We start from the raw sequence: 24,654 nt of genomic DNA, 5'->3' as shown, positions 1-24,654 counted from the left end.
CCCCGCCGGCCCCATGCGGCGGGAAACGCAGTCAGCGGTCTTGCCAGGCCCCGGTATGTGCGGATACCGGTGGGCCGCAGGCGCCATGGCCGGATGGCCAAGTGTGTTGACGCATGCACCGCGCGGGATGCGCTGTCCTTGGGACGGCGCGGCACGCGGGTCGGCTACTCCCCGATGACGGGTGGCGCGAATTATACCGGGGATTTCCCCGCCCGCGGACGCGCGGCGGCGATTCCCGCCCTGCGCGCAAGGATGCGCCGGGCGATGCGGGCGGCTTTGTCGTATGATGGACTTCTACACGTTTTTCCCCTTCCTTCCATATCCATCATGCCCTCAGGTACCCGAATCGTCGAATTCGACCGCCCGGACATGGCTGTCGGCACCCACACCGTGGCCGAAGCCTGGGCCCGGGTGAATCCGCCGCTGTCTCCCCAGGAACGCGAATTCCAGAAAGACCGCATCCGGCGGCTGCTGAAATCCCGCAATGCCGTCCTGGTCGCGCACTACTACGTCGATGCCGACATCCAGGACCTGGCCGAGGAAACCGGCGGCTGCGTTTCCGATTCGCTGGAAATGGCGCGCTTCGGGCGCGACCACGCGGCCGACACCCTGGTGGTCTCGGGCGTGCGCTTCATGGGTGAAACGGCCAAGATCCTTTCGCCCGAAAAACGCATCCTGATGCCCGACCTGGACGCTACCTGTTCCCTGGACCTGGGTTGCGATCCGGTGGCCTTCGCCGCCTTCCGGGCACAGTACCCGGACCGCACCGTGGTGGTCTACGCCAATACCAGCGCCGCCGTGAAGGCGCAGGCCGACTGGATGGTGACGTCCTCGATCGGCCTGGACATCGTCTCCGAGCTGCATCGCCAGGGCAAGAAGATCCTCTGGGCGCCCGACCGCCACCTGGGCTCCTACATCCAGCGCGAAACCGGCGCCGACATGGTGCTGTGGCAGGGATCCTGCACCGTGCACGACGAATTCAAGGGTCTCGAGCTGGACCTGATGCGCAAGGAACACCCGGACGCCCTGGTGCTGGTGCACCCCGAATCGCCCGCCTCCGTCGTGGCCCAGGCCGACGTCGTGGGTTCCACCTCGCGGTTGCTGGCGGCCGTGACCGAATCGCCGGCCACGACCTTCATCGTGGCCACCGACCAGGGGCTGCTGCACAAGATGCGTCTGGCCGCACCCGGCAAGACCTTCATTGCCGCGCCCACGGCCGGCGAGTCGGCCACCTGCAAGAGTTGCGCCCACTGCCCCTGGATGGCCATGAATTCCCTCAAGGGCGTGGCCGATGCGCTCGAATTCGGCACCAACGAAGTCCGCCTGGATCCGGCCCTGGGCCGCCAGGCCAAGATCTGCATCGACCGCATGCTGGATTTTGCCGCGGCACGCCGCCGCAACACCCGCCCCGGCCCCGACCTGGCGCAGGAACAGGCCCTGTTTTCGGGGATCGGTCCGGCATGAGCGTCGCTTCCACCCTGCGCAACCCCCACGCCCCCTTCTCGCCCGCCCTGCAATCGTCCCTCGATGCCAACGTCGAACGCGCCCTGGCCGAAGACGTCGGCACGGGCGACCTGACCGGGCTGCTGATCCCCGGCGAGCAAGTCGAGGCCGCCCAGGTGATCGTGCGCGAACCCGCCGTGCTGTGCGGCGCGCCCTGGTTCGAAGCCGTGATGCATCGGGTCGACAAGCACATCCTGCTCGATTGGGCCTATGCCGAAGGCGACCTGATGGAGGCCGACTCCGTGGTCTGCCGGCTGCACGGCCCGGCCCGCGCCCTGCTGACCGCCGAGCGCACGGCCTTGAATTTCCTGCAACTGCTCTCGGGCGTCGCCACGGCAACCCGCCGCTACGTGGACCTGACGGCCGGCACCCACGCTGCCATCCTGGATACCCGCAAGACCCTGCCCGGCCTGCGCCTGGCCGAAAAATACGCGGTACGCGTGGGCGGCGGCAAGAATCAGCGCATTGCCCTGTATGACGGCATCCTGATCAAGGAAAACCACATCATGGCCGCGGGCGGCATCGCTGCCGCCCTGCGGGCCGCGCAAAAGGTCTCGGGCGGCAGCGTCCCGGTCCAGATCGAGGTCGAATCGCTCGAGGAACTGCGGCAGGCGCTGGACGCGGGCGCCAAGTCCGTGCTGCTGGACAATTTCAGCCTGGATGGCCTGAAAGCCGCCGTCGAGCTGAACGCGGGCCGTGCCCTGCTGGAAGCATCCGGCGGCATCCGCCACGAGACCGTGCGCGCAATCGCGCAGACGGGCGTGGATCGGATCTCGATCGGCAGCCTGACCAAGGATGTCCAGGCCGTCGATTATTCCATGCGGATCACCTGATTCCGCACGGACGCCCGGCCGGCGGAGCCGGCCACCGGCTGGCTCCGCGTCATCCGCTTCAGCGGAAGCCGTCTTCGGGCGTCATCACCGTAGGCAGCGCCCGCGGCAGTGTCCAGGGGAAATCCTGGCAGTAATGCAGGCCGCGGCTTTCCTTGCGCGACAACGCCGCGGCCACGACCAGGGCCGCCACCTGGATCAGGTTGCGGCATTCCAGCAAGTCGCTGGTGACCCGGTGTTCCTGGTAATACGTTTCGATTTCCTGCTCCAGCATGCTGATGCGCTGGCGTGCGCGGCCCAGGCGCTTTTGCGTGCGCACAATGCCGACATAGTTGGACATGAGGCGCCGGACTTCGTCCCAGGCGTGGGTGACCAGCACCGCCTCGGAACTGTCGCGCGCCCGGCTGTCGTCCCAGTCGGGCACCCGGCCGGCCAGGGGCTCGGCCGCCGGCTGGGCATCGATGTCGTGCGCGGCGTTGCGGCCGATCACCAGGCATTCCAGCAGCGAGTTGCTGGCCAGCCGGTTGGCACCGTGCAGGCCGGTATAGGCCGTTTCCCCGACCGCGTACAGGCCCGGGATGTCGGTGCGGCCATTCATGTCGATCACCACGCCACCGCAGGTGAAGTGCATCGCGGGCACCACCGGAATCGGCTCGCGGGTCATGTCGATGCCGAACTCCAGGCAACGGGCATGGATGGTCGGGAAGTGCTCGCGGATGAACTCGGCAGGCCTGTGGCTGATGTCCAGGTCCACGTGGGTCAGGCCGCGCTTCTTGATCTCGAAGTCGATGGCGCGGGCCACGACGTCGCGCGGCGCCAGCTCGAGCCGCTCGTCGTGCCACTGCATGAAACGCTCGCCGGCCTGGGCGCCGGCCGTGGCCGGCAGCCGCAGCACCCCGCCTTCTCCGCGCACGGCCTCGGAAATCAGGAAGGATTTGGCCTGCGGGTGGTACATGCAGGTCGGGTGGAACTGCATGAATTCCATGTTGGCCACACGGCAGCCGGCGCGCCAGGCCATGGCGATGCCGTCGCCGGTGGATGTGTCCGGATTGCTGGTATGCAGGTAGACCTTGCCCGCGCCGCCCGTGGCCAGGACCACGTGGGATGCAAGGATGGTGTGCACGCGGTCGGCGCGCTCGTCGTAGACGTAGGCGCCCAGGCAGCGGGCCGGCTGGCCCGGGGCCGCAGCCGTTCCGCCGTCCAGGATGCGGCTGGTGATGAGCTCGACGCCGGAATGGTATTCCAGCAGGGTGATGTTGCGGTGAGCTCGTACCTGCTGTTCCAGGGTGAGCTGGACCAGGTGCCCGGTGGCATCGGCAGCGTGGATGATGCGCCGCTGGCTGTGGCCGCCCTCGCGGGTCAGGTGAAAGCCCAGTTCGGCGCCCTGGTCCGGGGTGAAAGGCACGCCCAGCTCGATCAGCCAGTCGATGGCCGAACGGCCCTGCTCGACGATGTGGCGCGTGGCATCGGTATCGCACAGCCCGGCACCCGCCACCAGTGTGTCGGCAATATGTTCATCGTGACTGTCCTGGGAATCCAGAACGGCGGCGATCCCCCCCTGGGCCCAATTGCTGGCACCGTCCAGCAGGGCTTTCTTCGATAGCACGGCGACCTTCTTGTCGGCCGCCAGGTGCAGTGCCACCGTCAGGCCGGAAAGGCCGCTGCCGATGATCAGGACGTCGTATTCGTGTTTCATGACACTTCTTGCTTGAGTGGTTGCATCTCCGGTCTCCCCGGGCCGGGGGGATCATTCTATATCTGTTTCTTTCATCTCGCGGCCTGCATGCCGCTCGGGTTCGGCTTGCGCCCGTCCACCTCGCGGCCTGCATGCCGCTCGGATTCGGCTTGCGCCCGTCCACCTCGCGGCCTGCATGCCGCTCGGATTCGGCTTGCGCCTCTCCACCTCGCGGCCTGCATGCCGCTCGGATTCGGCTTGCGCCTCTCCACCTCGCGGCCTGCATGCCGCTCGGATTCGACAGGCACCGGACAGTCCGCAGGGACTGTCCGGTGTCCTGTCTCATCCACAAGCGCCGGTGTAGCCGCAGTGGGTGCAGAACTGGCAGCCGTCCTTCTTGATGACGCTATGCAGGTGGCATTCGGGGCATTCGGTCCCGTTGAGGACGGGCGCCTGGCCTGACGGACGGACGGGCGCCGCGGCGGCGTCGGATTCGGTTTCGGCCTGCACCACGCCCATCTGCTCGACGGGCTCGCCCTGTTCGTCCAGGATGCCGAGCATCGCGTAGCGGTGGATCAGCAGGCGGGCGATATAGGCTTCCGTCGAGGGGAAGGAGCTGGACTTGTCGGCGCCGGGCACGCGGGCCAGGAAATCGCCCTGCGGCTCCGCGTAATTCATCAGCTTGCGCAGCTTCATGGCGATCCAGGCCGGATCGACGATGCGCATGTCCAGGCTCAGGAGCTTGAACAGGCCTTCGAACGCGCGGGGGAACTTGCCGGCGCCCCACACCGAATACGGCCGTGTGGAGCCGTCGGGCATGCGCAGTTCCTTGACCATCAGCACGAAATCATCGCCCGTGACTGGGTTGAGGACGTCGCAGATCCACCCCATCGTCCCGTCCGGGCCAGTCTTGGGTTCGCGCGGCGCGATCAGGGCATCCATCATGGCGGACTTGGATGCCGCCGTGGCGTCGATGCCCAGGGTGCGGTGGCGGAACGCAACCAGACGCGCCAGGGCAGCCACCGTCGAGGGCACCCAGATCGGTTCGCCGGCTTCAGGATCCTGGAGCTGGAAAGGCACGCCGCCGTTGGTGCCCGCCAGGACTTCCAGCTTGCGGTTGAGCCAGGGGAAGTCGTCCGTGTACATGTCCAGGCTGAGCATCTTGGCCACGGAACCCAGGCCGCGCGGCGGACGGGCGCCGTTGACCCAGACCTCGAAGGGCCGTTTCTGCAGATCGGACACGAAGACCACAAAGCTGCCTTCCGGGGATTCGATGGTGTCCGAGGCCCAGCAGGAGGCCCCGCGCGGCAACCGTGGGCGATTGGGCCAGCGCAGGCTGTTGAGCACCGGTTCGATGACGCGCTTGAGCACCAGGCGGCGGTCGGCTTCGGACAACGAGATGGCTTCAGGCTGGGCGGGCGCATCGGCCGCCGGGGCGACCGACAGCACGGCGCCCCGCTTGCCGCTGGGGCGGTACGTAGTGATGCCCTTAAGGCCGAGCTTCCAGGCCTGCATGTACAGATCCTTGAAGTCTTCGTACGGATAGTCCACGGCCACGTTCACGGTCTTGGAGATTGCCGCATCGACGTGATCCTTGACGGCGGCCACCATCAGTGCGTGGTCGCGCGCGGAAATTTCCAGCGCGGTGCGGAAGTACGGCGGCAATTCGCCGGACACGTCGCCGCCCATCAGGCGGTAGAGGCGGTAGGCGTGGTCTTCGACCACGTAGTCCTGCTTGCCGCCGTCGGCCATGCGCTTGGTGCGGGTGTAGGTCCAGGAAAACGGCGGCTCGATGCCGTTGGACGCATTGTCGGCAAAGGCCAGGGAAATCGTGCCGGTCGGGGCGATCGAGGTCAGGTGGCTGTTGCGGATGCCGTGTTCCGCGATCGCGGCGCGGATATCGTCGGGCAGACGGCGGGCGAAACCGCTCGCCAGGTAGGGCTCGGCCTGGAAACCCGGGAAGGGCCCGCGTTCCCGTGCCAGATCGATCGATGCACGGTAGGCGGCATGAGCGACTGCGCGGGCGAATCGGGTGGCCATCTCGCGCGCGGGCTCGCTGTCGTAGGCCAGCTTGAGCATGATCAGCGCATCGCCCAGGCCCGTGACACCCAGACCGACACGGCGCTTGTGGGCGGCTTCGGCAGCCTGCTCCGGCAGCGGCCAGACGGTGGCATCCAGCACGTTGTCCAGCATGCGCACGGACACCGCCACGACTTCCGCCAGCCCGTCCCAGTCCACGGACGGCTCGCCCTGCAGACCGAAGGGATTGCGCACGAAACGCGTCAGGTCGATCGAGCCCAGGCAGCAGCAGCCGTAGCCCGGCAGGGGCTGTTCGCCGCAGGGATTGGTGGCGTCCAGCGTTTCCAGATAGTGCAGGTTGTTCTCGCCATTGATCCGGTCATGGAACAGCACGCCCGGTTCGGCATAGTCGTAGGTGGACTGCATGATCCGGTCCCAGAGATCGCGCGCACGGATCTCGCGGTAGACCCACAGGCCGTCCTCGCGGCGATAGGCGCCGGCGGCCTTCAGGTCGTCGGCCGGTTCGGCCACGTGCGTGAGGGGGAACAGGGTGTCGTCCTCGACGGCACGCATGAATTCATCGGTGACGCTGACCGACACGTTGAAATTGGTGAGCTCGCCCGCTGTCTGCTTGGCTTCGATGAAGGCCTCGATGTCGGGGTGGCCGACGTCCAGCACGCCCATCTGGGCGCCGCGCCGCGAGCCGGCCGATTCCACGGTCTCGCAGGAACGGTCGAACACGCGCATGTAGGATACGGGCCCGGATGCCTTCGAGGCCGTGCCCTTGACGACGGCGCCCGCCGGGCGGATATGGCTGAAGTTGTACCCTACCCCGCCGCCACGCCGCATCGTTTCGGCGGCTTTCTGCAGGGCATCGTAGATGCCCGGCCGGCCGTCCACCGGATCGGACACGGAATCCCCGACCGGCTGGACGAAGCAGTTGATGAGCGTGGCGGCCAGATCCGTGCCCGCGGCCGAATTGATGCGGCCCGCGGGGATGAACCCGCGCTGTTGCGCATCCAGGAACAGGGCGCGGTACCGCGCGCGCTGCCTGGGCTTTTCGACCGCGGCCAGCGCACGTGCCACGCGCTGCTGGATTTCGACGATCGAGGTTTCCTCGCCCTTGGCGTATTTTTCCCGCAGGACTTCAACGGAAATGGACTGGGTCTCCAGGCCCGAGAAAACATCCACTCGGTTCATGCCGGCTCCTGTGATGGTAAAGGACGGACCCGATGCCGGGTCCCGGAATTGGGAATAAAAAACCCTGCGGCGCCAGCCGGCCGCCGCAGGGTTTCCGGGAGCGCCCCGGGCAGGTCCGCCCGGGTATCCGGCGGCCGGCCCGGGGCACCCTCGGGCGTCTGGCAATCAGTGCGGGGCGCCGGCCACCAGCCACTCGACCACCGTCTTGATGTCCGCGTCGGAAATGCCGACGTTGGGCGGCATCGGGATCGGGCCGTAGACGCCCGAGCTGCCTTCCTTGATGTGCTTGGTCAGGACGGCGGCGGCGTCCGCCTGGCCCTTGTGCTTGGCAGCGACTTCTTCGTACGCGGGGCCGACGACCTTCTTGTCGACCGCATGGCAGGCCAGACAGGCGTTCTTGGTCAGGATGTCCTTGACCTGGGCGAAATCCGGCGCGGCGTGGGCAGCCTGGCCCATGGCCAGCAGGGAAAGGCTCAGGGCGAGAGCGGACAGTTTCATGTGTGAATCTCCGTCAGACAGGGAAGTTTCGATGGGCGCCCCACGAGCGCCCCGCATGGCTTTGCCGCACGGCACATCGCGCGGCAAAGGCGCATCATTACACCATGGTCGGCCAATGCGCGGGAGATTACCACTACGAATTGTAGGTTTTCCCGCGCCGGCGTCTTTTCCCGATTGTACGTCCGTCCTATGATGGAATCGACCGACCACACCGCGGAGCCTGATCATGATCAACGGCGCGCTGCCCCCACCCTGGGACATCGAGACCTGGCTGAACGTCCAAGACGCTCCGCCCACCCTGGAGTCGCTGCGCGGAACGGTCGTGGTCGTGCATGCCTTCCAGATGCTGTGCCCGGGTTGCGTATCGCACGGGCTGCCCCAGGCCAAGGCGATCCACGAGTCGTTTCCGCCAGGGCGGGTACAGGTGATCGGCTTGCATACGGTCTTCGAGCATCACGCCGCCATGGGCGAAATCGCGCTGCGGGCTTTCCTGCACGAATACCGGATCCGCTTTCCCGTGGGCATCGACCGCCCTGCCCCGTCGGGCAATCCGATTCCCCTGACCATGCAGGCCTGGGGCCTGCAGGGCACGCCTTCGCTGGTGATCCTGGACGCCCAGGGCGGCGTTCGCCTGCATCATTTCGGCCGGCTCGACGACCTGCGGACCGGCGCCGTCATTGGTCAGCTTCTGGCCGAGGCGGACGCGACGGCCCCATGAACCCGGCCAGCAGGTCGATCGGTATGGGGAACACCAGGGTGGAAGACTTGTCGCCCGCCACCTGCGCCAGGGTTTCCAGGTAACGCAACTGCATGGCGGATGGTTCCCGCGCCAGGGTGTTGGCCGCGTCGGCCAGCGCCTGCGCCGCCTGCCGCTCGCCTTCGGCGTGGATGACCTTGGCCCGGCGATCGCGTTCGGCCTCGGCCTGGCGCGCCATGGCGCGCACCATGGTCTCGTTCAGGCCGATGTCCTTGATCTCGACGTTGGTGACCTTGATGCCCCAGCCATCGGTCTGTGCGTCCAGGATGGTCTGGATGTCCAGGTTCAGTTTTTCGCGCTCGGACAGCATTTCATCCAGTTCGTGCTTGCCCAGCACCGCCCGCAGCGTCGTCTGCGCCAGCTGGCTGGTGGCTTCCAGGTAGCGTTCGACCTGGATGATGGCCTTGTCCGGGTCCACCACCCGGAAATACAGCACGGCATTCACCTGCACCGAGACGTTGTCGCGGGAAATCACGTCCTGGGGAGGAATGTCCAGCGTCACCACGCGCATGTCCACGCGCACCGCCTGCTGCAGGAAAGGGATCACGATGATCAGGCCCGGCCCCTTGGTGCTTGTATAGCGGCCGAGCGTGAAGATGACTGCCCGTTCGTATTCGCGCAGGACGCGAAACAGCTTGAACAGCACGAACACCAGGAAAACGAGTACCAGCAGGCCAATGCCCGAGTCCAGTTCCAGGAACATCATGAGGGTTCTCCCAGTGAGTCATCCCCTTCGGGGACGGGTTCGACTTCCAGCATCAGGCCATGTTCTGCCCGGACCCGCACGGCCTGGCCGGGCCGCAGCGGCGTGCCTGCATGGACCTGCCAGATTTCACCACGCACCAGGGCGCGTGCCCGGCCCCGGTCATCGGAGGCCTGGGTGATTTCACCGATCATGCCGGGCAGCTCTTCGTTGCCGCCCCTGACCCGCCGGCGATGTGCCTGGATGGCGATGATCGCGGCCAGCAGCAGGATCAGTCCGAGCAGCGACAGTGCCCAGACCGACTGCGAACCGAAGTAGACCAGCAGCATTTCCTTCCCCGGGAAGATTGCGGATCACGGGCCCGGATGGCCCGCATGCGGCCGGCGCGGTGCGCCGGGAATTCATTCAGACAAGGCGATGGCGCCTTGCGTAGTCGTTCATCGCATCCGCCAGGATCAGGGCGTGGTTGTGTTCTGGATCCTTGGCGCCGAACACCAGGGTGATGCGGCGGCCTTCCGCCGCCGCAAACACCGTGCCCATGCGGGCCTGGGCCTGTTCGTCCTGCAATTCCGCGGCATAGTCGCGGCGAAAGCCGTCCCAGTGCTCGGGCTTGTGGCCGAACCACGTGCGCAGCGCCGGGCTGGGCGCCAGATCCTTGCACCAGAGATCGTACTGGAAGGCTGCCTTGGACAGGCCGCGCGGCCAGAGCCGGTCGATGAATACGCGCAAACCGTCGGTGTCTTCGGGTTCTTCGTATGCGCGCTTGATCTGTACGGGTGATTTCATGGTGCAGGCGGCTCGGATTCAGTCGGCACGGGGCAGTCCGCAGGGGCAGCCCCGTGCCCGGCCTCATGCCTTGCTGGGGTGGGTCATTTCCAGGGGGACGATCCACTCATCGTACTGCGCATCGGTCAGAAAGCCCAGTGCCAGCGCGGCCTCGCGCAGGGTGCTGTGCTCTTTGTGAGCCTTCTTGGCGATCGCGGCAGCCTTGTCGTAACCGATATGCCGGTTCAGGGCGGTGACCAGCATCAGGTTCTTCTGCAGGTTTTCCTCGATGCGCGGCAGGTTGGGCTCGATGCCCACTGCGCAGTGCTCGTCGAAGGACAGGCAGGCATCGGCCAGCAGGCCGATGCTTTCCAGGACGTTGTGCACCATGACCGGCTTGTAGACGTTCAGCTGGAAATTGCCCTGGGATCCGGCAAAGGCCACGGCGGCGTCGTTGCCGTAGACCTGGGCGCACACCATGGTCATGGCTTCGCACTGGGTGGGGTTGACCTTGCCCGGCATGATGGACGAACCCGGCTCGTTTTCGGGGATCAGCAGTTCGCCGATGCCGCAGCGCGGGCCGCTGGCCAGCCAGCGCACGTCGTTGGCCATCTTCATCAGCGCGCCGGCCAGCGTGCGCAGCGCCGCCGACAGGTTCACCAGCGCGTCGTGGGCGGACAAGGCGAAGAATTTGTTTTCGGCGCTGCGGAACGGCAGGCCGGTGATGTCGGCGATGCGGGCGGCTGCCAGTTCACCGAAGCGCGGATGGGCATTCAGGCCCGTGCCCACGGCCGTGCCGCCGATCGCCAGGTCGTAGATGCCCGGCAGCGCCGCCTGCACGGCATCCAGCGCGAAGTCGATCTGCGCGACCCAGGCGCTGACTTCCTGGCCCAGCGTGATCGGCGTCGCATCCTGCAGGTGGGTGCGCCCGGTCTTGACGATGTTCTGGAAGGCCTTGGCCTTGGCATCCAGCGTGGCGCGCAGGCGCCCGACGGACGGAAAGAAATGGCGCGACAGTTCCTCGGCCACCGCAATGTGCATCGCGGTGGGGAAGGTGTCGTTGGACGACTGGCCGCGGTTGACGTGGTCATTCGGGTGCACCGGGGCCTTGGAACCCACCTGCCCGCCGGCCAGTTCGATGGCCCGGTTGGAAATGACTTCATTGGCATTCATGTTCGACTGGGTGCCCGAACCGGTCTGGAACACCACCAGCGGGAATTCGCCGTCGAGCTTGCCTTCGATCACTTCGTCGGCGGCGCGCACGATCAGGTTGCCAATATCCGCGGGCAGTTCGCCGAGTTCGGCGTTGGCCTGAGCGGCGGCTTTCTTCAGCACGCCCAGTGCGCGGATCACCGGAGGCTGCCAGCGGAACCGGGCCACGCCGATCGGGAAATTCTGGATGGAACGCTGCGTCTGCGCGCCCCAGTAATGTGCGGCAGGCACCTCGATGGCGCCCATGGAATCGGTTTCGGTCCGGGTTTCGGCCATGATGTCAAACTCCTGGAAATGAGGATGAGGGAAAAGGAGGGTGTACGGGTGCGGCGGAGATCAAAAAACGCCCTCCACGCCGCGCGGCCCATGGCCGCCGGCCGCCTGGGCTGCGGGGGTGTCTTCTGCCCCAGCGCGGCCCGGCTGCGAAAGGAATCGGCCCGACCAGGCGCGCGCCACGTCGAGCATGCGATTGGCGAAGCCCCATTCATTGTCGAACCAGATCAGCAGATTGGCGAAACGGCCCTGGTTGACCCGGGTCTGGCCCAGGTCGACGACGACCGAATGCGGATCGTGGTTGAAGTCCACCGAAGCATGGGGCTGACCTGTGCAGGCGATCAGGTCCGGGCGGAGCCGGGCGGCTTCGATGAAGAGTTCGTTCAAGGCTTCCGGACTCGTGTCGCAGCGCAGGTTCACGGCCAGGTCGATTGCCGAGACATTCAGGATGGGTACCCGAACGGCCTTGGCCTGGATGCGTCCGGCCAGGCCGGGAAGCATGCGCTCGATGCCCTGGGCCAGGCCCGTGGCCACCGGTACGATGGACTGCATGGCCGAACGCGTGCGGCGCAGGTCGGCATGATGGTAGCCATCGATCATGGGCTGGTCGTTCATCACCGAATGCAGCGTCGTGAGAAAAGCGCCGTCCACGCCCAGCCGGCGCTCCAGCAGGTCCAGGACGGGTACTGCGGCGTTGGTCGTGCACGAAGCCGCGGACACGATCCGCTGATCGGCCTTCAGATCATCGTCGTTGATGCCGTGGACGATGGTGCAATCCACATCGGAAGCACTCTTGCCAGGATGCGAGACCAGCACCCGCGGGCAGCCCGCGTCCAGGAAACCCTGCAGGTGCTCACGCGTGGAAAAGACGCCGGAGCATTCCAGCAGCAGGTCGAATTCGAGCGTGCGCCAGGGGCCGTCGGCCGGTTCGCGGACATGGAATACGGGAATCGCGCTTCCATCGATTTCCAGGCCGTCGTCGATCACCCGGACCTCGCCGGGAAAGATGCCGTGGGTCGAGTCGAAACGGGTCAGGTAGGCCATCGATTCGAGATCCGCCGGCTCATTGATGGCCACCACGCTCAGGTTGCGGCGATACGGGGATTCGGCCAGGGCGCGCAGCACGCACCGGCCGATGCGCCCGTACCCGTTGATGGCGACGCGCAAGGGACGTGACATGGCGGCTTCCGGGCGGTCGGCAGGCATGGCGGGCTTCCGGGGATCAGCGCGCGGCACGATAGCCGGCGACGACGTTGCGGGGATCGTCTCGCAGGAACGCTTCGATGTTGTCGCGCACCTGGCGGATCATCGTCCGGATGGCTGCCTCGCTGGACCAGGCCATGTGCGGGGTCAGGATGAAATTCGGAAGGTCCAGCAGCCGCATGAGGGGATGGTCCGGCGCGGGAGGCTCCTGGGACGAGACGTCGAACCCGGCGCCGCTGATCTGGCCGCTGCGCAGCGCGTGCTCCAGCGCGTATTCATCCACCAGCCCGCCGCGCGCGGTGTTGATGAGCAGCGGCTTGCGTTCCATGAGGGCGAATTCGGACGAGCCGATCATGCCGCGGGTCTGGGCATTGAGCGGGCAATGCAGGCTGATCACGTCGCTGGTGCGCAGCACGTGGTTGAAATCGGTGTAGTCCTGCACGGGCCCGTCGGCATCCCGCCGCGCGGCGAACTGGACTTTCATGTCGAAGGCGCGGGCGATTTCGGCCACCGCTTCGCCCAGGGCGCCACGGCCGATGATGCCCAGGGTCGATCCGGCCAGGTCGCGCACGGGGAAGTCGAAATAGCAGAACTGACCGCTTTCCTGCCAGCGGCCGTCGCGCACCGACTGGCGATAGGCCAGCAGGTTGCGCCGCAAGGCCAGCATCAGGGCGAACGTATGCTCGGGCACGGCATGCACGGCGTAGTCGCGCACATTGGAAACGATGATGCCCCGCCGGTCGCAGGCATCCAGGTCGATGTTGTCGGTGCCTGTGGCGGTGACCGCGATCATGCGCAGGCGGTCCGCCTGGGCGATCGCGTCGGCGGCCAGCACGACTTTGTTCACGATCACGATGTCGGCGTCCCGGATGCGCTCGACGACCTGTTCGGGAGCCGTGCGGGGATACGCCACCAATTCGTGCGGCACCTGCGGGCCGGCGAAATCCTCTGTGGCCGGCAGGGAATCCCGATCCAGAAAAACGATGCGCAGGGTGTCCATGAAACAGGCCTCAACGAAAGACAGCGTCAACCCGGTAGTCTACCCCATGACTGCCGCCGCCGCGGTGGTATAACACTGGCCGAACCCTTCTTTCACTTCGCACGCATCATGAAACTCTACTATTTTCCCGGCGCCTGCTCGCTGGCCGCCCATATCGTTCTCGAATGGATCGGCAAGCCCTATGAAACCATCCGCCTGACGCGGGAGCAGATCAAGGAAGCCGACTACCTGGCCCTGAACCCCCTGGGCGCCGTTCCGACCCTGGTGGATGGCGATTTCGTTCTGACGCAGAGCGCCGCCATCCTGGACTACCTGGCCGAACTCAACCCCGAGGCCAGGCTGCAGGGCGACACCCCGCGCGAACGCGCGGAGACCCGTCGCTGGCTGGGCCTGTGCAATTCCGACCTGCACAAGACCTTTTCCCTGGTCTTCGTGCCCACCTTCTACAGTGGCGGCGACGAGGCCCTGGGCAAGACCGTGGCCGACAAGGCAACCGAAAAACTGCAGGGCTTGTTCGCCATCGTCAACGATCGTCTGCGAGGCCGCGACTGGCTGACCGGCCGGCGCTCGATCGCCGACGCTTATCTGTTCGTGCTGTTGAAGTGGGCGGATGCGAAACAGGTTTCGCTGACGGGCCTGGATGAGCTGCGCGCATTCCAGGCCCGCATGTGGGCCGACGCCGGCGTGCGGGTCGCCCTGAAGGCACAGGGACTGGCCTGACGCGGCGCCCTGCCCCAACCGGCTGTCCGGCGTGCTGTCGTTCGCCTTTCGAGGCGACGCGCAGGCCGGCTCAGGCGCCGAGGTACGCCTTGCGGACCTCGTCGTTGCTCAGGAGATTGGCGCCGGTATCGGCCAGCACGACCTTGCCGGTTTCCAGCACGTAGCCGCGGTCGGCCACCTGCAGGGCCTTGTTGGCGTTCTGTTCGACCAGGAACACCGTCACGCCTTCCTCGCGGATGGTGCGGATGATGTCGAAGATCTGCGCGATGATCAGCGGCGCCAGTCCCAGGGTGGGCTCGTCGAGCAGCAACAGCTTGGGCCGCGTCATCAACGCCCGGCCGATGGCGAGCATCTGCTGCTCGCCGCCGGACATGGTGCCGGCCCGCTGGCCCGCCCGTTCGCGCAGGCGCGGAAACAGGTCGAAGACGTGTTCCATGCTTTCTTCGGTCTGGACACGGTCCAGGAAGAACGCCCCCATGTTCAGGTTTTCCGTCACCGTCAGGTCGGGAAACACACGCCGGCCTTCCGGCGAGATGGCGATCCCGCGCTGCATGATGGCGTGCGTCGCTTCCTGGGTGATGTCTTCTCCCAGGAAAGAGATCTTGCCCGACCGGGCGCGCGGGTTGCCGCACACCGACATGAGCAAGGTGGTCTTGCCGGCGCCGTTGGCACCGATCAGGGTGACGATTTCCCCCTGATTGACTTCCACGGATACATCGTTCAGGGCCTGGATGGCCCCGTAGAACGTGCTGACATTTTCAAGCTTGAGCACGGTCATTCCCCCAGATAGGCTTTGATGACGCGGGGATCCGCGCGGACTTCGTCGGGCAGGCCGGTCGTGATGGGCTTGCCGTGCTCCATGACCAGAATCCTGTCGGACACGCCCATCACCAGGCTCATGTCGTGCTCGATCAGCAGCACGGCCACGCCGAATTCGCGCCGCAGCTGGTCGATCAGCGATTGCAGGTCGCGCTTTTCCTGGGGATTCAGGCCGGCGGCCGGCTCGTCGAGCATCAGCAGGCGCGGCTGGGTGATCATGCAGCGGGCGATTTCCAGGCGCCTCTGGTGGCCGTAGGCCAGGTTGCCGGCCTCGCGGTTGGCGTATTCGCGGATGCCCATGAAATCCAGCCACTGCACCGCGCGCTTCTTGGCCTCGGTTTCGGAATGCCGGAAGGACGGCAGCTTGAGCAGGCCCTGCAGCAGGCCGGTTTCCATCAGGGTGTGCTGCGCAACCATCAGGTTTTCCAGCACGGTCAGGTTCTTGAACAGGCGCACGTTCTGGAACGTGCGCACCAGGCCGTGGCGGGCGACCTTGTGGCTGGGCATGCCGGTGATGGCCTTGCCGTCCATGAGGATTTCGCCCGTGGTGGGCTTGTAGAAGCCGCCCACGCAGTTGAAGACGGTGGTCTTGCCGGCCCCGTTGGGCCCGATGATGGCGAAGACCTCGTCGCGGCGTACGTCGAATTCGACCTGGTCGACGGCCAGCAGGCCGCCGAACCGCATGGTCAGTCCGCTGACCTTCAGCAATGTTTCACTCATGATTCCAATTCCACTTGCGGACGTTTCACCGGCAGCAGGCCCTGCGGGCGCCAGACCATCATGACGACCATGACCAGGCCGAAGATCAGCATGCGGTATTCGGCGAATTCTCGGGCGATCTCGGGGATGACGGTCAGCAGCACGGCGGCCAGGATGACGCCCAGCTGGGAGCCCATGCCGCCCAGCACGACGATGGCCAGGATCAGCGCCGATTCGATGAAGGTGAAGGATTCCGGATTCACCAGGCCCTGGCGCGCAGCGAAGAACGCGCCGCCGAAGCCGGCGAACATGGCGCCCATGGTGAAGGCCGAGAGCTTGATGTTGCGCGGGTTCAGGCCCAGGGATCGGCAGGCGATCTCGTCCTCGCGCAGGGCTTCCCAGGCACGGCCGATCGGCATGCGGATCAGGCGGCTGGTGAAGTACAGGGTGAACAGCACCAGCACCAGTGCCATCAGGTACAGATAGATGACCACGTCCTGGCTGTTGAAGGACCAGCCCATCAGCTCATGGAAGGTCGGCGTACCGTCCATCGAACGGCGCACCATCTGGTAGCCGAAGAAGGACGGCTTGGGAATGCCTGAAATGCCATCAGGACCGCCGGTGAACTCGTTCAGGTTGATCAGCAGCAGGCGGATGATCTCGCCGAAGCCCAGCGTCACGATCGCCAGGTAGTCGCCGCGCAGCCGCAACACCGGGAAACCCAGGATGAAGCCGAAGAAGGCCGACACCAGGCCGGCGAGCGGCAGCGCTTCCCAGAAGCCCCAGCCTGCCCAGTGGTACAGCAGGGCGTAGGTATAGGCGCCCGTGGCATAGAAGCCGACGAAACCCAGGTCGAGCAGGCCGGCGAAGCCCACGACGATGTTCAGCCCCAGGCCCAGCATGACGTAGATCAGCACCAGTGTGGCGATGTCCACCTGGGCGCGCCCCGTGAAGAACGGCCAGGCCAGGGCGAACAGGACCAGCACCATGATGGCCCGGTGGCGGAGCTTGTCGCTGATGGCGGGAATGCGGAACCGCGAGGGCGCCGCCACCTTGCCCGCCCGGCGCTGGCGCAGCCAGGCGTTCACGAGCTGGATCACGAAGACGGCCAGCATGCCGCCCAGGATCATCTTCCATTCGGGCTGCAGATAGGTTTCCTGGCCCCTGCGCAGGATCTGCAGGCCGTACACGGGGGCAATGATCACCCCCGCCAGCAGCGAGGCAATCGCTGCATTCTTGAGATTCTGATTCATTTAGACTTTTTCCACCTCGGGTTTGCCCAACAGCCCCGTGGGACGGAACAGCAGGATGAAGACCAGCAGCAGGAAGGCGACGATGTCCTTGTACTGCGAAGAGATGAAGGCCGCGGCGAAGGTCTCGGCCAGGCCCAGCAGCACACCGCCCAGCATCGCGCCGGGAATGCTGCCGATGCCGCCCAGCACGGCTGCGGTAAAGGCCTTGATGCCGGCGATGAAGCCGATGAACGGATTCAGCTTGCCGATGGCCAGGGCGATCAGCACCCCGCCGACGGCGGCCAGCATGGCACCGATCATGAAGGTGATGGAAATGATCCGCCCGGTATCGATGCCCAGCAGGTTGGCCATGCGCAGGTCCTGGGAGCAGGCCCGCGAAGCCTGGCCGGTGCGGGAATACTTGATGAACAGCGTCAGGCCGATCATCATCAGGACGGTGACCACGATGATGAGGATGCGGGAATACGGCGCAGTGACGCTGAAGTCGCTGCCCCCCACCGTGAAGTTGAACGACCCGGTGATCAGCGCCGGCACGGCCATGTCGCGGGCGCCCTGCCCCGTGGCCACCCAGTTCTGCAGGAAGATCGACATCCCGATGGCGGAAATGAGCGGCACCAGGCGCGGGCTGTTGCGCAGCGGCGCATAGGCGATCTTCTCGACGGCAAAGCCGTAGACCGCCGTCACCAGCACAGCCATGATCAGCATGACCAGCACCATCAGGGGCAGCGGCAGGCCGCTGCCCACGCCGATGGCCGAAAGCGTGACCAGGCCCACGTAGGCGCCGATCATGTAGATCTCGCCGTGGGCGAAGTTGATCATGCCAATGATGCCGTAGACCATGGTGTAGCCGATGGCGATCAAGGCATAAATGGCGCCCAGCGACAAGCCGTTGAACAGCTGTTGCGTCAATAGAGGTAGCAGGTCGGACATGATGTCGGGGGAGTGAGACGAAAAGACGGCCGGGCGGCAGGCGCCCGGAAAGAACCGCACCGGCGGCCCCGGCGCGAACCGGGGCCGTCCGAGCCCGTCAGGGCTGGATTTGGGTCAGGTTGCCGTTGGCATCCCAGCGGAAGACCGCAAATTCGAAGTGCTTGAGGTCGCCCTTGGCATCATAGTCGACCTTGCCGATGGCGGTATCGAAGCTGTGTTCGTGCATGTAGTCGGCGACCTTGGACGGGTCGGTGCCGACGGCGTTGATGCTGTCGGCCAGCACCTGGACCGCCGCATAGGCCGTCATGGTGAAGGCGCCGTCCGGGCTGCGCTGGTATTTCTTGAAGTGCTCGAGGATCTGCTCGTTGCCCTTGCGCTTGGTGAAGTCGGCGGGCAGCGTCACCAGCAGCTTGTCCACGGCCGGGCCGGCGATGGCGGCCAGATCCTTGTTGGCCACGCCTTCGGGGCCCATGAACTGGGTTTCCAGACCTTGCTCGCGCGCCTGGCGCAGCAGCAGGCCCAGTTCGGGGTGGTAGCCGCCGAAATAGATCAGGTCGGGACCCAGGGCCTTCAGTTTCGAGATCACGGCGGAATAGTCGCTGTCGCCGACATTGATGCCCTCGAACATGGCGATGTTCACGCCGTCCTTTTCAAGGGATTTCTGGACCTGGGTGGCCACGCCCGAGCCGTAGGTCTGCTTGTCGTGCAGGATGGCGACCTTTTTCGGCTTGAGCTGCTTGGCAATGTATTCGGCGGCGAAGGGGCCTTGTTGGTCGTCGCGGCCGATGGTGCGGAAGAAGAAGTGCGGCTTGATCGTATCGGTGACCAGCGGAGACGTGGCGCCCGGGGTGATGGCGACGATGCCTTCCTGTTCGTAGACGTTGACCGCGGGAACGGTGGTGCCGGAGCAGGCATGGGCCACGGCGAACTTGGCGCCGGAGTTCACCACGCGGTTGGCGGCCGGCACGGCTTGCTTGGGTTCGCAGCCGTCGTCGATCAGCAGGGGCTCGATCTTCATGCCCTTGATGCCGCCGGCTTCGTTGAGCGCATCGATCGCCGTCAGGGCGCCCGCCTGGATCTGATCGCCGTACTGGGTATTGGGGCCGGTCATCGGCTGAGGAATGCCGATCTTCAGGGTGTCGGCGTGGGCGCCGGCAGCCAGAGCCAGTGCCCCGAACGCGAGAATGCAGGGGGTAATGCGCAGTTTGAACTTCATTCGATAGTCTCCGGTAGAGGCGCCGCTGGCCGTTACAACGTCCCGGTCGGGGTTGAAGCCAGGGGCGCCAAGCCTTGGTTTTTTGCTTCCGCCCTGAGCGGCAGGCGTATTCTGACGACTCACCCTGGGGGTGTCACTACGGTTAATCCCTTAGGTCAGGACACGACTTGATATGCCCCGAGCCATATGGGGACGGATCAGTTGGAAAATTCCCGTGCCAGTTCGCCGGCCCTGCGTGCGGCGGCCGCAACCGCCTGGCGCATGATGTCGGGCAGGCCACGTTCCTGGAAGACCGCCAGGGCCGCAGCCGTGGTGCCGCCCTTTGAGGTGACCCGTTCACGCAGGACGGCGGGCGAATCCGGCGACAGCGATGCCAGCTGGGTCGCGCCATGGAAAGTGCCCAGCGCCAATTGGCGCGCCTGCTCGGGTGTCAGGCCCTGCTCGACACCGGCCTCGATCAGGGCTTCGAGGAACAGGAAGACATAGGCCGGGCCGCTGCCCGAGACCGCCGTGACGGCGTCGATGGCGGCATCGTCCCGCACCCAGATGACCTGGCCGACAGCGCCCAGCAGTTCCTCGGCCAGGGCGCGATCGGTTTCGTCCACGCCGCCAAGGGACGCCATGCCGGTCATGCCGCTGGCGATCAGCGCGGGGGTGTTGGGCATGCAGCGCACGATGCGCTCATAGGGCTGCTCGGCGGTGCCCAGCCAGCGCGAGATCGCTTCGCCCGGAATGCCGGCGGCAATGCTGATGACCAACGTGTCGGGGCGCAGCCAGGGACGGCACTGGCGCACGACTTCGGCCATGACCTGGGGCTTGACGGCGAAGAACCAGACGCGGCATCCGGACAGTCGGGCATCGGGCGCCGCAGCCGTGGTGGTGCCCAGCGCGTTCCAGCGCTCGCGGGTGGCCACATTGGGGTCGATCACGTGCACGTCGGCCGCCGCGCAGCGCCGGCCGATCAGGCCACTGGCCAGGGCGGTGGCCATATTGCCGCCGCCGATGAGGGCGAGAGAAAGTTCTTGTTTCATGATCGGCATTGTACGGACAAGCGCCGCCGCGTAGAAGGCCCGCCGAGCAAGAAAAATGCGTCCAAAACCAGGAAATCAGGGATTGCCAAAGCTGTCATCAGGCCATCACAATGGCTTCCTATAATCCCCTCCGCCCCTACCCAGGCGGGATCGGGGGCACAACCACAGGAGACCCACCATGGCATTTTCCTTGTTCCGCGCGACCGCCCTGGCCGCCCTGCTGACCAGCGCAGGCACGGCCCAGGCCGCCACCGACGTCACGTTCTGGCACTCGATGGAAGGCCCTCTCGGCGAGCGAGTCGCCAAGCTCGCGCAGGATTTCAACGCCAGCCAGTCCGACTACGTCGTGCATGCCGTCTACAAGGGCAATTACGGCGAATCCATGAATGCCGGGATCGCCGCCTTCAGGGCGGGCAACGCGCCCGACATCCTGCAGGTCTTCGAGGTCGGCACCGCCACCATGATGTACGCCAAGGGCGCCATCAAGCCCGTCCAGGCGCTGTCCGAAACCGTCGGCGATCCCATCGATCCGTCCGCATTCCTGGGTGCGGTGGCTGGCTATTATTCGGCCCCCGACGGCAAGCTGGTCTCCATGCCCTTCAACAGCTCCACGCCGGTGCTGTACTACAACAAGGATGCCTTCAAGAAGGCCGGGCTGGACCCCGAAGCCCCGCCCAAGACCTGGCCCGAAGTGGCCGAAGCCGCCAAGAAACTGCGTGCCGCCGGCATGGAATGCGGCTATTCGTCGGCCTGGCCGTCCTGGGTCCTGCTGGAAAATTTCGCCGCCTGGCACAACGTACCCTATGCCAGCAAGGACAACGGCTTCGGTGGCCTGGATGCACGCCTGCAGCTCGACAGCCCCCTGTTCCGCAAGCACCTGGGCTTCCTGGCCGACATGGCCAAGGCCGGCACCTTCACCTACGGCGGGCGCGGCGACGCAGGCAATGCACTGTTCACCTCGGGCAAGTGCGGCATGTACACCGGCTCCAGCGGGATGCGCGCGTCCATCATCAAGACGGGCGGCTTCGCCTTCGGCACCAGCACCCTGCCCTATTACCCCGATGTCCAGGGCGCACCGCAGAACTCCATCATCGGCGGCGCATCGCTGTGGGTGTTCTCGGGCAAGTCCGAAGCCACCTACAAAGGCGTGATCAAGTTCTTCAAGTTCCTGTCCAATCCCGAGCAGGCCGCTGCCTGGCACCAGGGCACCGGCTACGTCCCCGTCACCAAGGCCGGTTACCAGGCCACCAAGGAATCCGGCTTCTATGAAAAGAATCCGGGTACGGAAATCGCGGTCAAGCAGCTCGATGCCAACACCACCGCCAATTCGCGGGGCATCCGGCTGGGCTACCTGCCGCAGATCCGCGACATCGAGGACAGCACCATGGAACAGATCTTCGCCGGCAAGACGAGCCCTGAAGACGGCCTGAAGAAGATGAGCACCGAGGGCAACGCCCTGCTCGAACGCTTCGAGAAGAGCGTCCAGTAGGTCGATGGAGAAACGCGTCGTCTTCCGCCACCGCAGCCTGCCCTGGCTGCTGCTGGCGCCGCAGCTGGCGATCACCCTGGTGTTCTTTTTCTGGCCCGCGGGTCAGGCCCTGTGGCAGTCCTTTCGTCTCGAGGACCCCTTCGGCCTGTCCTCGCGGTTTGCGGGCCTGGACAACTTCGCCGACCTGTTCGCCAACGCGGATTACCTGGGCTCGTTCCGCACCACGCTCTGGTTTTCTGCGCTGGTAGCCTTCGGGGGGCTGGCCATTTCGCTGCTGCTGGCCGTCATGGCCGATCGGGTGGTGCGCGGTGCGGGAATCTACAAGACCCTGCTGATCTGGCCCTACGCGGTCGCGGCCGCGGTTGCCGGGGTGCTGTGGCTGTTCCTGTTCTCGCCCTCGGTCGGCATCCTGGCCGTCTACATGGCCCAGCTCGGCTTCGACTGGAACCCCCGCCTGGACGGCAACGATGCCATGGCGCTGGTCGTCTTCGCATCGATCTGGAAGCAGGTGTCCTACAACTTCCTGTTCTTCCTGGCCGGCCTGCAATCCATTCCCCGCTCGCTCATCGAGGCCGCGGCCATCGACGGCGCGGGCCCCGTCCGGCGCTTCGCCACCATCGTCTTCCCGCTGCTGTCGCCCACGACCTTCTTCCTGCTGGTGATCAACTTCATCTACGCCTTCTTCGACACCTTCGCGGTGATCGACGTGGTCACGCAGGGCGGGCCGGGGCACGCCACCGACATCCTGGTCTACAAGGTCTACAACGCCGGCTTCAAGGGCCTGGACCTGGGGTCGTCGGCCGCCCAGTCGGTGATCCTGATGCTGATCGTCATCGGCCTGACTGCCCTGCAGTTCCGCTACGTCGACCGCAAGGTGAACTACTGATGCAAGCCGCACTTTTCCCTTCCGGAGCCGCCCGTGGTTGAACGCCGCCCGCTGCTGGACATCGTCTCTCACCTCACGCTGATCCTGGGCGTCGCGGTGATCGCCTTTCCGCTGTACGTGGCATTCACCGCTTCCACCCAGACGGCCCAGGAAGTGGCCCGCGCGCCGATGTCCCTGATTCCAGGCGCCCATTTCCTGGACAACTACTGGACCGTGCTGAAGGGCGGTGCGGTCAACACGCCCCCCGTGGGACGCATGCTGTGGATCAGCACCTTCATGGCACTGGCGATCGCCATCGGCAAGATCGCCATTTCCATGCTGTCGGCCTTCGCCGTGGTCTATTTCCGCTTTCCCCTGCGCATGCTGTGCTTCTGGATGATCTTCGTCACCCTGATGCTGCCGGTGGAAGTCCGCATCGCCCCCACCTACGCGGTGGTGTCCGGCCTGGGCATGCTCAACAGCTATGCCGGCCTGACCCTGCCGCTGATCGCTTCGGCCACGGCCACCTTCCTGTTCCGCCAGTTCTTCCTGACCGTGCCCGACGAACTGGTCGAGGCCGCGCGCATCGACGGCGCAGGCCCCATGCGTTTCTTCAAGGACATCCTGCTGCCGCTGTCGCGCACAAGCATCGCCGCCCTGTTCGTGATCCAGTTCATCTACGGCTGGAATCAATATCTCTGGCCGCTGATCATCACCACGCACGAAGACATGTACCCGGTGGTGGTCGGCATCCGCCGCATGATCGCCGGCGGCGACAGCGTGACCGAATGGAACCTGGTCATGGCCACCGCCATGCTGGCCATGCTGCCGCCCGCGGCCGTCGTCATCCTGATGCAGAAATGGTTCGTGAAGGGCCTGGTCGACTCGGAAAAATAAGGACACCGCATCCTCATGGCAACACTCAGTTTTCGCAATGTGCGCAAAACCTACCCCGGTGGCGTGGCCGTCATCCACGGCATCGACATGGAAGTGCAGGACGGCGAATTCGTCGTGATCGTCGGGCCTTCAGGCTGCGGCAAATCGACCCTGATGCGCATGGTGGCGGGCCTGGAATCCATCACCGCGGGCGAGATCGCCATCGGCGGCCGGGTGGTCAACGACCTTGAGCCCGCCGAGCGCGACATCGCCATGGTGTTCCAGAACTATGCGCTCTATCCCCACATGAGCGTATTCGACAACATGGCCTACGGCCTGAAGATCCGCCGTCTGGGGCGCGACGAAATCCGCCGGCGCGTCCAGGACGCAGCCCGCATCCTGGAACTGGACCAGTTGCTGGAACGGCGGCCGCGCCAGTTGTCCGGGGGACAGCGCCAGCGCGTCGCCATGGGCCGCGCCATCGTGCGCGAACCGGCCGTATTCCTGTTCGACGAGCCCCTGTCCAACCTGGACGCCAAACTGCGTGTGCAGATGCGCCTGGAAATCCAGAAACTGCACCAGCGCCTGGGCACCACCAGCCTGTATGTCACCCATGACCAGGTCGAGGCCATGACGCTGGCCCACCGCATGGTCGTCATGAACAAGGGCGTGCCCGAACAGATCGGCACGCCCTCCGAAGTCTTCGAGCGCCCGGCCACCGTTTTCGTGGCCGGGTTCATCGGGTCGCCGCCCATGAATCTGCTGCAGGTAGCCGTGGACGCCCAGGGCCGCGCCGCGGGTCCGGACGGCTCTGCCCTGCCCCTGGCGGCGCCCACGGGTGCCGCGTCATCACTGATCCTGGGGCTGCGCCCCGAACACCTGCGGCTCGGCGTGCCGGGCCTGCGCGTCAGGATCGAAATGATCGAGATCCTCGGGTCCGAGCAATTGATTCACGCCCGTTGGGGCGAACAGCCGCTGGTGCTGCGCTGTGCCGTGGCCGAAACTCGCGAACGCACCTTGTCCATCGGCGACGAGATCGTTGTTGGGCTGGACGGCGAGCACCCGGCCCACTGGTTCGACGCAGCCACCGGAAAGCGCATCCAGGACTGACCTGCGGC

The 24,654-nt window shown here is 65.8% G+C and carries 23 protein-coding genes and 1 riboswitch; of the genes, 8 read left to right on the top strand and 15 right to left on the bottom strand.

Annotated elements, in window-relative coordinates; all coding sequences use genetic code 11:
• Positions 1-45: 45 nt before the first annotated feature.
• Positions 46-185, bottom strand: a riboswitch (yybP-ykoY riboswitch).
• Positions 186-327: 142 nt separating this feature from the next.
• Entirely contained in the window at positions 328-1,464 is a 1,137-nt protein-coding gene (gene nadA / locus ABD022_RS07455; RefSeq protein WP_325125833.1) for a quinolinate synthase NadA, read from the top strand.
• Positions 1,461-2,336 carry a carboxylating nicotinate-nucleotide diphosphorylase gene (nadC, locus tag ABD022_RS07450; protein WP_325125830.1) on the top strand — a complete coding sequence of 292 codons (876 nt, stop codon included), beginning with the start codon at positions 1,461-1,463 and terminating at the stop codon, positions 2,334-2,336. The genes nadA and nadC overlap by 4 nt, the downstream gene beginning before the upstream one ends.
• 58 nt (positions 2,337-2,394) lie before the next feature.
• Here nadC and nadB read toward each other — a convergent pair whose 3' ends face one another.
• From nadB to ABD022_RS07435, 3 genes are all read right to left on the bottom strand, one after another.
• A complete protein-coding gene (gene nadB / locus ABD022_RS07445) occupies positions 2,395-4,029 on the bottom strand; it encodes an L-aspartate oxidase (protein WP_325125828.1) in 1,635 nt (544 codons plus the stop codon).
• A 321-nt stretch (positions 4,030-4,350) separates the two neighbouring features.
• Positions 4,351-7,227: an adenosylcobalamin-dependent ribonucleoside-diphosphate reductase gene (locus ABD022_RS07440; RefSeq protein WP_325125826.1), complete on the bottom strand. Its 2,877-nt coding sequence runs from the start codon at positions 7,225-7,227 to the stop codon at positions 4,351-4,353.
• Between the two features lie 165 nt (positions 7,228-7,392).
• Complete coding sequence (locus ABD022_RS07435) at positions 7,393-7,719, bottom strand: c-type cytochrome (RefSeq protein ID WP_414647456.1); 327 nt, start codon at positions 7,717-7,719, stop codon at positions 7,393-7,395.
• 232 nt (positions 7,720-7,951) lie between these two features.
• Between ABD022_RS07435 and ABD022_RS07430 the strand changes: the two genes are divergently transcribed.
• On the top strand, positions 7,952-8,443 hold the full coding sequence (locus ABD022_RS07430; protein ID WP_325125822.1) for a thioredoxin domain-containing protein: 492 nt from the start codon (positions 7,952-7,954) through the stop codon (positions 8,441-8,443).
• Here ABD022_RS07430 and ABD022_RS07425 read toward each other — a convergent pair.
• The 6 genes from ABD022_RS07425 to ABD022_RS07400 form a co-directional block, all read right to left on the bottom strand.
• Positions 8,400-9,188 (bottom strand): slipin family protein, encoded by a 789-nt coding sequence (locus tag ABD022_RS07425; protein ID WP_414647453.1) that lies wholly within the window; start codon positions 9,186-9,188, stop codon positions 8,400-8,402. The genes ABD022_RS07430 and ABD022_RS07425 overlap by 44 nt on opposite strands.
• Positions 9,185-9,514 (bottom strand): NfeD family protein, encoded by a 330-nt coding sequence (locus ABD022_RS07420; protein ID WP_325125820.1) that lies wholly within the window; start codon positions 9,512-9,514, stop codon positions 9,185-9,187. Before ABD022_RS07420 ends, ABD022_RS07425 begins: the two co-directional genes overlap by 4 nt.
• Before the next feature lie 76 nt (positions 9,515-9,590).
• Positions 9,591-9,971: a DUF488 domain-containing protein gene (locus ABD022_RS07415; protein ID WP_325125818.1), complete on the bottom strand. Its 381-nt coding sequence runs from the start codon at positions 9,969-9,971 to the stop codon at positions 9,591-9,593.
• 63 nt (positions 9,972-10,034) lie between these two features.
• Positions 10,035-11,438 carry a class II fumarate hydratase gene (gene fumC / locus ABD022_RS07410; protein ID WP_343820702.1) on the bottom strand — a complete coding sequence of 468 codons (1,404 nt, stop codon included), beginning with the start codon at positions 11,436-11,438 and terminating at the stop codon, positions 10,035-10,037.
• A 60-nt stretch (positions 11,439-11,498) separates the two neighbouring features.
• Positions 11,499-12,614, bottom strand: coding sequence for a type I glyceraldehyde-3-phosphate dehydrogenase (locus tag ABD022_RS07405; protein ID WP_325125814.1), 1,116 nt, complete (start codon positions 12,612-12,614; stop codon positions 11,499-11,501).
• Positions 12,615-12,657: 43 nt separating this feature from the next.
• Entirely contained in the window at positions 12,658-13,638 is a 981-nt protein-coding gene (locus ABD022_RS07400) for a D-2-hydroxyacid dehydrogenase (RefSeq protein ID WP_325125812.1), read from the bottom strand.
• Between the two features lie 108 nt (positions 13,639-13,746).
• On the opposite strand from ABD022_RS07400, the gene ABD022_RS07395 reads away from it, so the two are divergent.
• Complete coding sequence (locus ABD022_RS07395; protein WP_343820701.1) at positions 13,747-14,358, top strand: glutathione S-transferase family protein; 612 nt, start codon at positions 13,747-13,749, stop codon at positions 14,356-14,358.
• Between the two features lie 70 nt (positions 14,359-14,428).
• Here the strand turns inward: ABD022_RS07395 and ABD022_RS07390 are convergent, their stop codons facing one another.
• The 6 genes from ABD022_RS07390 to proC form a co-directional block, all read right to left on the bottom strand.
• Positions 14,429-15,130, bottom strand: coding sequence for an ABC transporter ATP-binding protein (locus ABD022_RS07390; RefSeq protein ID WP_325125808.1), 702 nt, complete (start codon positions 15,128-15,130; stop codon positions 14,429-14,431).
• 2 nt (positions 15,131-15,132) lie between these two features.
• Positions 15,133-15,897, bottom strand: coding sequence for a high-affinity branched-chain amino acid ABC transporter ATP-binding protein LivG (gene livG / locus ABD022_RS07385; protein ID WP_325125806.1), 765 nt, complete (start codon positions 15,895-15,897; stop codon positions 15,133-15,135).
• Positions 15,894-17,129, bottom strand: a complete 1,236-nt coding sequence (livM, locus tag ABD022_RS07380; RefSeq protein ID WP_325125805.1) for a high-affinity branched-chain amino acid ABC transporter permease LivM — start codon at positions 17,127-17,129, stop codon at positions 15,894-15,896. The genes livG and livM overlap by 4 nt, the downstream gene beginning before the upstream one ends.
• Entirely contained in the window at positions 17,130-18,059 is a 930-nt protein-coding gene (gene livH / locus ABD022_RS07375; protein ID WP_325125803.1) for a high-affinity branched-chain amino acid ABC transporter permease LivH, read from the bottom strand.
• A gap of 97 nt (positions 18,060-18,156) precedes the next feature.
• Positions 18,157-19,275 carry a high-affinity branched-chain amino acid ABC transporter substrate-binding protein gene (locus tag ABD022_RS07370; protein ID WP_325125801.1) on the bottom strand — a complete coding sequence of 373 codons (1,119 nt, stop codon included), beginning with the start codon at positions 19,273-19,275 and terminating at the stop codon, positions 18,157-18,159.
• Positions 19,276-19,472: 197 nt separating this feature from the next.
• Positions 19,473-20,306: a pyrroline-5-carboxylate reductase gene (gene proC, locus ABD022_RS07365; RefSeq protein WP_343820698.1), complete on the bottom strand. Its 834-nt coding sequence runs from the start codon at positions 20,304-20,306 to the stop codon at positions 19,473-19,475.
• A gap of 178 nt (positions 20,307-20,484) precedes the next feature.
• Here proC and ugpB point away from each other — a divergent pair, with 178 nt between their 5' ends.
• The 4 genes from ugpB to ABD022_RS07345 are packed head-to-tail and all read left to right on the top strand — an operon-like array spanning position 20,485 to position 24,646.
• Positions 20,485-21,795 (top strand): sn-glycerol-3-phosphate ABC transporter substrate-binding protein UgpB, encoded by a 1,311-nt coding sequence (gene ugpB, locus ABD022_RS07360; RefSeq protein ID WP_325125796.1) that lies wholly within the window; start codon positions 20,485-20,487, stop codon positions 21,793-21,795.
• Positions 21,796-21,799: 4 nt separating this feature from the next.
• Entirely contained in the window at positions 21,800-22,681 is an 882-nt protein-coding gene (gene ugpA / locus ABD022_RS07355; protein ID WP_325125794.1) for a sn-glycerol-3-phosphate ABC transporter permease UgpA, read from the top strand.
• A gap of 33 nt (positions 22,682-22,714) precedes the next feature.
• A complete protein-coding gene (ugpE, locus tag ABD022_RS07350; RefSeq protein ID WP_325125792.1) occupies positions 22,715-23,557 on the top strand; it encodes a sn-glycerol-3-phosphate ABC transporter permease UgpE in 843 nt (280 codons plus the stop codon).
• Between the two features lie 15 nt (positions 23,558-23,572).
• Positions 23,573-24,646 (top strand): sn-glycerol-3-phosphate import ATP-binding protein UgpC, encoded by a 1,074-nt coding sequence (locus tag ABD022_RS07345; RefSeq protein ID WP_343820696.1) that lies wholly within the window; start codon positions 23,573-23,575, stop codon positions 24,644-24,646.
• The last annotated feature ends 8 nt before the right edge of the window (positions 24,647-24,654 follow it).

It is taken from the genome of Castellaniella daejeonensis (genome assembly GCF_039523555.1).
In the GTDB taxonomy this organism is placed as follows: domain Bacteria; phylum Pseudomonadota; class Gammaproteobacteria; order Burkholderiales; family Burkholderiaceae_B; genus Castellaniella; species Castellaniella daejeonensis.
This window is presented reverse-complemented; position numbering and strand designations above follow the sequence as displayed.

Bases quoted from the DNA above. Each gene is read 5' to 3' on its own strand.
- ABD022_RS07370 (WP_325125801.1), bottom strand. From the start codon at position 19,275: ATGAAGTTCAAACTGCGCATTACCCCCTGCATTCTCGCGTTCGGGGCA.
- ABD022_RS07395 (WP_343820701.1), top strand. From the start codon at position 13,747: ATGAAACTCTACTATTTTCCCGGCGCCTGCTCGCTGGCCGCCCATATC.
- ABD022_RS07425 (WP_414647453.1), bottom strand. From the start codon at position 9,188: ATGATGTTCCTGGAACTGGACTCGGGCATTGGCCTGCTGGTACTCGTT.
- ABD022_RS07400 (WP_325125812.1), bottom strand. From the start codon at position 13,638: ATGGACACCCTGCGCATCGTTTTTCTGGATCGGGATTCCCTGCCGGCC.
- nadB (WP_325125828.1), bottom strand. From the start codon at position 4,029: ATGAAACACGAATACGACGTCCTGATCATCGGCAGCGGCCTTTCCGGC.
- livH (WP_325125803.1), bottom strand. From the start codon at position 18,059: ATGTCCGACCTGCTACCTCTATTGACGCAACAGCTGTTCAACGGCTTG.
- ABD022_RS07420 (WP_325125820.1), bottom strand. From the start codon at position 9,514: ATGCTGCTGGTCTACTTCGGTTCGCAGTCGGTCTGGGCACTGTCGCTG.
- nadC (WP_325125830.1), top strand. From the start codon at position 1,461: ATGAGCGTCGCTTCCACCCTGCGCAACCCCCACGCCCCCTTCTCGCCC.
- nadA (WP_325125833.1), top strand. From the start codon at position 328: ATGCCCTCAGGTACCCGAATCGTCGAATTCGACCGCCCGGACATGGCT.
- ugpA (WP_325125794.1), top strand. From the start codon at position 21,800: ATGGAGAAACGCGTCGTCTTCCGCCACCGCAGCCTGCCCTGGCTGCTG.
- ugpB (WP_325125796.1), top strand. From the start codon at position 20,485: ATGGCATTTTCCTTGTTCCGCGCGACCGCCCTGGCCGCCCTGCTGACC.
- ABD022_RS07415 (WP_325125818.1), bottom strand. From the start codon at position 9,971: ATGAAATCACCCGTACAGATCAAGCGCGCATACGAAGAACCCGAAGAC.
- ABD022_RS07345 (WP_343820696.1), top strand. From the start codon at position 23,573: ATGGCAACACTCAGTTTTCGCAATGTGCGCAAAACCTACCCCGGTGGC.
- ABD022_RS07440 (WP_325125826.1), bottom strand. From the start codon at position 7,227: ATGAACCGAGTGGATGTTTTCTCGGGCCTGGAGACCCAGTCCATTTCC.
- proC (WP_343820698.1), bottom strand. From the start codon at position 20,306: ATGAAACAAGAACTTTCTCTCGCCCTCATCGGCGGCGGCAATATGGCC.
- ABD022_RS07405 (WP_325125814.1), bottom strand. From the start codon at position 12,614: ATGTCACGTCCCTTGCGCGTCGCCATCAACGGGTACGGGCGCATCGGC.
- livG (WP_325125806.1), bottom strand. From the start codon at position 15,897: ATGAGTGAAACATTGCTGAAGGTCAGCGGACTGACCATGCGGTTCGGC.
- fumC (WP_343820702.1), bottom strand. From the start codon at position 11,438: ATGGCCGAAACCCGGACCGAAACCGATTCCATGGGCGCCATCGAGGTG.
- livM (WP_325125805.1), bottom strand. From the start codon at position 17,129: ATGAATCAGAATCTCAAGAATGCAGCGATTGCCTCGCTGCTGGCGGGG.
- ABD022_RS07430 (WP_325125822.1), top strand. From the start codon at position 7,952: ATGATCAACGGCGCGCTGCCCCCACCCTGGGACATCGAGACCTGGCTG.